This is a genomic window from Phenylobacterium sp., assembly GCF_037138395.1.
Taxonomy (GTDB): Bacteria; Pseudomonadota; Alphaproteobacteria; order Caulobacterales; family Caulobacteraceae; genus Phenylobacterium.
The window spans coordinates 1-3,940 of the sequence record NZ_JBAXIM010000194.1 but is presented as its reverse complement, the minus strand read 5'-3'; the positions used below and the strand labels follow the sequence as shown (position 1 = coordinate 3,940).

The 3,940-nt window shown below is 67.4% G+C and carries 4 protein-coding genes; 3 read left to right on the top strand and 1 reads right to left on the bottom strand.

The window, feature by feature from the left end:
* Nucleotides 1-76: 76 nt before the first annotated feature.
* Nucleotides 77-1,402 carry an acyl-CoA dehydrogenase family protein gene (locus WCJ52_RS12025; protein WP_336903547.1) on the bottom strand — a complete coding sequence of 442 codons (1,326 nt, stop codon included), beginning with the start codon at nucleotides 1,400-1,402 and terminating at the stop codon, nucleotides 77-79.
* A 118-nt stretch (nucleotides 1,403-1,520) separates the two neighbouring features.
* Between WCJ52_RS12025 and WCJ52_RS12020 the strand changes: the two genes are divergently transcribed.
* From WCJ52_RS12020 to WCJ52_RS12010, 3 genes are all read left to right on the top strand, one after another.
* The gene (locus WCJ52_RS12020) at nucleotides 1,521-2,507 is read left to right on the top strand and encodes a phosphotransferase family protein (RefSeq protein ID WP_336903546.1); all 987 of its coding nucleotides are present in this window, start codon (nucleotides 1,521-1,523) and stop codon (nucleotides 2,505-2,507) included.
* Complete coding sequence (locus tag WCJ52_RS12015) at nucleotides 2,504-2,863, top strand: DUF6285 domain-containing protein (RefSeq protein WP_336903545.1); 360 nt, start codon at nucleotides 2,504-2,506, stop codon at nucleotides 2,861-2,863. The genes WCJ52_RS12020 and WCJ52_RS12015 overlap by 4 nt, the downstream gene beginning before the upstream one ends.
* 63 nt (nucleotides 2,864-2,926) lie before the next feature.
* A complete protein-coding gene (locus WCJ52_RS12010) occupies nucleotides 2,927-3,742 on the top strand; it encodes an enoyl-CoA hydratase-related protein (protein ID WP_336903544.1) in 816 nt (271 codons plus the stop codon).
* Nucleotides 3,743-3,940 lie beyond the last annotated feature (198 nt).

Genomic DNA, 3,940 nt, shown 5'->3' with positions numbered 1-3,940 from the left:
GGGGAGGTGGCGCGCGCAGCGCGACGGAGGGGGTCTACGGTCTCGCCGCATTCCCCCTCATGCCCTTGCGCCCGGCCTACTTCTGGTTGCGGTAGTCGACATCGTCCCAGGTCAGGTTGGCGAACTCCTTCCGGCGCGGGCCCATGTAGCCGAACAGGAAGGCTGCCACCTTGCGCATCTGGATCTCCTCCGAGCCCTCGGTGATCCGGTAGCGGCGGTGGTGCCGGTAGATGTGCTCGAAGGGCTTGTGCCGCGAATAGCCGATCCCGCCATGCACCTGCATGGCCCGGTCGGCGGCCTCGCAGACCAGGCGGTTGCCCCAGTAGTTGCACATGGAGACCTTGTCCGAGAGCTCGCGCTCGACGGCCTTGTGCTCCATCTGGTCCATCTGCCAGGCGGTCTTGCGGATCAGGAGGCGCAGCATTTCCGCCTGGGTGGCCAGCTCGACCAGGGGCCACTGGATGGCCTGGTTGTCCGACAGGGGCTTGCCGAAGGGCCTGCGCATCAGGGCGTATTTGACGCTCTCCTCGATGCAGTAGACCGCCGCGCCGAGGGACGAAGCCGCCTGGCGGATCCGGTTCTGGTGCACGAAGCTCTGCCCCAGGCCCAGGCCGCGATCGATCACGCCCCAGTAGCTGTCCTCCGGGATCCAGACGTCGGTGAAGCTGACCCGGGGGTGGTCGGTGGGCATGTTGAAGGTCCAGAGGTACTCCTCGACCTTCACCCCTGGGTTATCGGCCGGCACGATGAAGCAGGTGATGCCGGTGGCGTCGCCGTCATTGCCACTGGTGCGGGCGAAGACCATGCAGTGGGTGGCCACATGCATGCCGGTGGACCACATCTTCTCGCCATTGATCAGCCAGCCGGGCTTGCCATCCTTTTCGTGGGGGACGCCGCGGGTCTCCATGTGGGTGGCGTCCGAGCCGTGCAGGGGCTCGGTCAGGCCGAAGGTGGTGCGCATCTTCCCCTTCAGGAGAAGGTCGGCGTAGGTCTCGTACTGGGCGTTGGTGGCGAACTCCTTGAACATCAGGATGAAGGGGTTGTTCCCGACGATCGAGTGCTCGTTCTGGAGGTCGTTGTGCAGGCCCAGGCCCTTGGCGGCCAGGTGCTCGCGGATCACGGCCATGGCCAGGTTCGTGCCACCCTTGCCACCCATCTCCGTGGGCCAGGCGAAGCGCAGGTGCCCGGCCTCGTCGGCCAGCTTCCGGGCCTGTCCCAGAAGATCCTCCCACTCATGGCGGGGCAGGCCGCCCTGGTCCCAGTCGGTCCGGGCCCACTCCCGGCGGTGGTCAAAGAACCGGATATTGTCGTCCTTGCGCTCGAGCGGTTTGATCTTGTGCTCGATGAACTCGTCGAGTTCCCCAAGGTAAGCAACGAGTTCGGGGGGCAGATTGAAGTCCATGACGTTTCCCTTCGGTCAGCCGGTCTTGCGCCGCGTCCATTGATGTTGACGATTTACAAGCCCATCCTCCGACGGGCAGATCGTCAAGCCCCCAACTCTCCCGAGGCGCCCCTACGTCATGGAAGTCGATATTCCCGCAGCCCTCGCCGCCCTGGCGCCGAAACTCGGTGGAACCGGCGTCGAGAAGGCCCAACGCCTGACCGGCGGGGCCAGCATGGAGACCTGGGCCTTCAACCTGTTGGGCGCAGGTGAGCCGCGTCCGCTGATCCTTCGCCGAAGGGCGGTACCGTTGGACCCGGAGACCTCCCGGTCGGCGTCCATGGCTGCGGAGGCGGCGCTCATCGAGGCCGCAGGGCATGCCGGCGCCCCGGTCGCCCCCCTGGTGCGCCTGTGCATGCCGGAGGATGGACTGGGCGAGGGACACATTACCGGCTTCGTTGCGGGTGAGACCCTCGGGCGCAAGATCGTCTCTGATCCGCGATTCGACGTCGTGCGGCCGCACCTGGCCCGCCAGTGCGGCCAGATCCTCGCCCGGATCCACACCGTTCCTACCGGCGCAGCAAATCTGACGACCGCCGACGCCCAGGGCGAGCTGGACCGCTATGAGGCCATCTACCGGACCTCCGGTGCCGAGCGGCCGATCCTGGAACTGGCCCTGCAGCACCTGCGGCGGAACCTGCCCCCGCCCATGCCGAATGTCGTGCTGCACGGAGACTTCCGGAACGGGAACCTGATGTTCGATCCCGATCGGGGGGTGGTTGCGGTCCTCGACTGGGAACTCGCCCACGTGGGCGACCCCGCCGAGGACCTGGGCTGGCTATGCGTCAACTCCTGGCGTTTCGGCCGGGCCGACCGGCCGGTGGGCGGGTTCGGGGATTACGAGGACCTGTTGGAGGGCTACATGGAGGCGGGGGGTGCGGAAATCCCCCTGTCCCGGGTCCTCTTCTGGCAGGCCCTGGGCTCCCTCAAGTGGGGGATCATGTGCCTGATGATGTATTCCAGCTATGCGACGGGCGCGACCAACTCGGTGGAGCGACCGATGATCGGACGTCGGGTCTCCGAGACCGAGATCGACCTTGTGAACCTTCTGGAGGCGGGCCTGTGATCGAGCATCCCCGGGCGGACGAACTCATCGAGGCGGTGGCAGGCTGGGTGGAGTCGATCCGCCCCCAGCTCAATCCCCGGGACGCCTTCCTGTCCCGGGTGGCGGTCAACGCTCTCAACGCCGTGAAGCGCGAGCTGAGCCAGGGCCCCGCCGCCGAGGTCGCCGCCAGGTCGCGCCTGTCCGCCCTCCTGGGGTTGGAGGCGGACCTTGGGGCCCTGAATGCCGAGCTTTGCGAACGCCTGCGCCGGGGCGAGATGGATGTGGCCACCCCGGGGCTGCTCGCCGCCCTCAAGGCCGGGATCGAGGACCAGATCGCCATCGACCAGCCCAGCTACGTTTCGGTAGGGCGCCGCTGAGGCGGTTGCCCGCGCCCTGCCGGCGCCCTTAGGTGACAGATAACAAGACGACGGAGGAAACCGATGAGCGACACCCAGGACCGGACCGACGAGGTCCTCTACGAGGTCTCCGAGGGCATTGCGACCCTCACCCTGAACCGGCCCGAGCGGCTGAACACCATTTCGGGGCCCATGCTCCACCAGCTGACCGCCCTGCTGGTCCAGGCCAATGAGGACCCCGAGGTCCGGGTGGTCGTGCTGACCGGGACCGGTAAGGCCTTCTGTGCCGGGCTCGACCTGGTCGGTGCCACCACCGGGACGGGCATAGGCTCGGACCCCTCCAGCCAGAACGTCTCGGTCAATCTCGACCTGCGGAACACCCCGCCCACAGTGCTGTTCGCCATGGACAAGCCGACCATCTGCGCCCTGAACGGCTCCGCGGCCGGCTACGGCATGGACACCGCCATGGGCTGCGACATCCGCATCATGGCTCGTAGCGCCAAGATGGCCGCGGCCTTCGTGAGGCGGGGCATTGTCCCGGAGTCCGGTGGAACCTGGATCCTGCCGCGCCTGTTGGGCTGGGCCCGCGCCGCCGAACTGATCTTCACCGGCAGAACCCTCTCGGCCGAGGAGTCCCTCGAGCTGGGCCTGACCAACGCCGTGGTCCCGGACGAGGAGATCTACACCGCCGCCCGGGCCATGGCCCTGGAGATCGCCGGCAACGCGCCCCTGGCTGTCCAGTCGGCCAAGCGCCTGATGCGCATGGGCCTGAACGAGACCTTCAATGACCACGTGCACCACGTCTACCTGCAGTTCCTGCAGCTGATCCGCACCCGCGACTTCCGCGAGGGCATGGTCTCCTTCCTCGAAAAGCGTCCCGCCGACTTCACCGGCCGGTAGGGCGCTCCGGGCCAAGCTCGGTGAGGGAGTCAACGACACCTCAGTTGTCCCCCTCCGTCCCGGGGCGCTGCCCCGGGCCACCTCCCCCAAAGAGGTGGAGGAATTAGAGCCGTCTAATGGCTCCACCTCAGGGGGAGCTGTCGGCGAAGCCGACTGAGGGGGTCAACGGCACCTCAGCTGCCCCCTCCGTCCCGGGGC

Bases quoted from the DNA above. Each gene is read 5' to 3' on its own strand.
- WCJ52_RS12020 (WP_336903546.1), top strand. From the start codon at position 1,521: ATGGAAGTCGATATTCCCGCAGCCCTCGCCGCCCTGGCGCCGAAACTC.
- WCJ52_RS12025 (WP_336903547.1), bottom strand. From the start codon at position 1,402: ATGGACTTCAATCTGCCCCCCGAACTCGTTGCTTACCTTGGGGAACTC.
- WCJ52_RS12010 (WP_336903544.1), top strand. From the start codon at position 2,927: ATGAGCGACACCCAGGACCGGACCGACGAGGTCCTCTACGAGGTCTCC.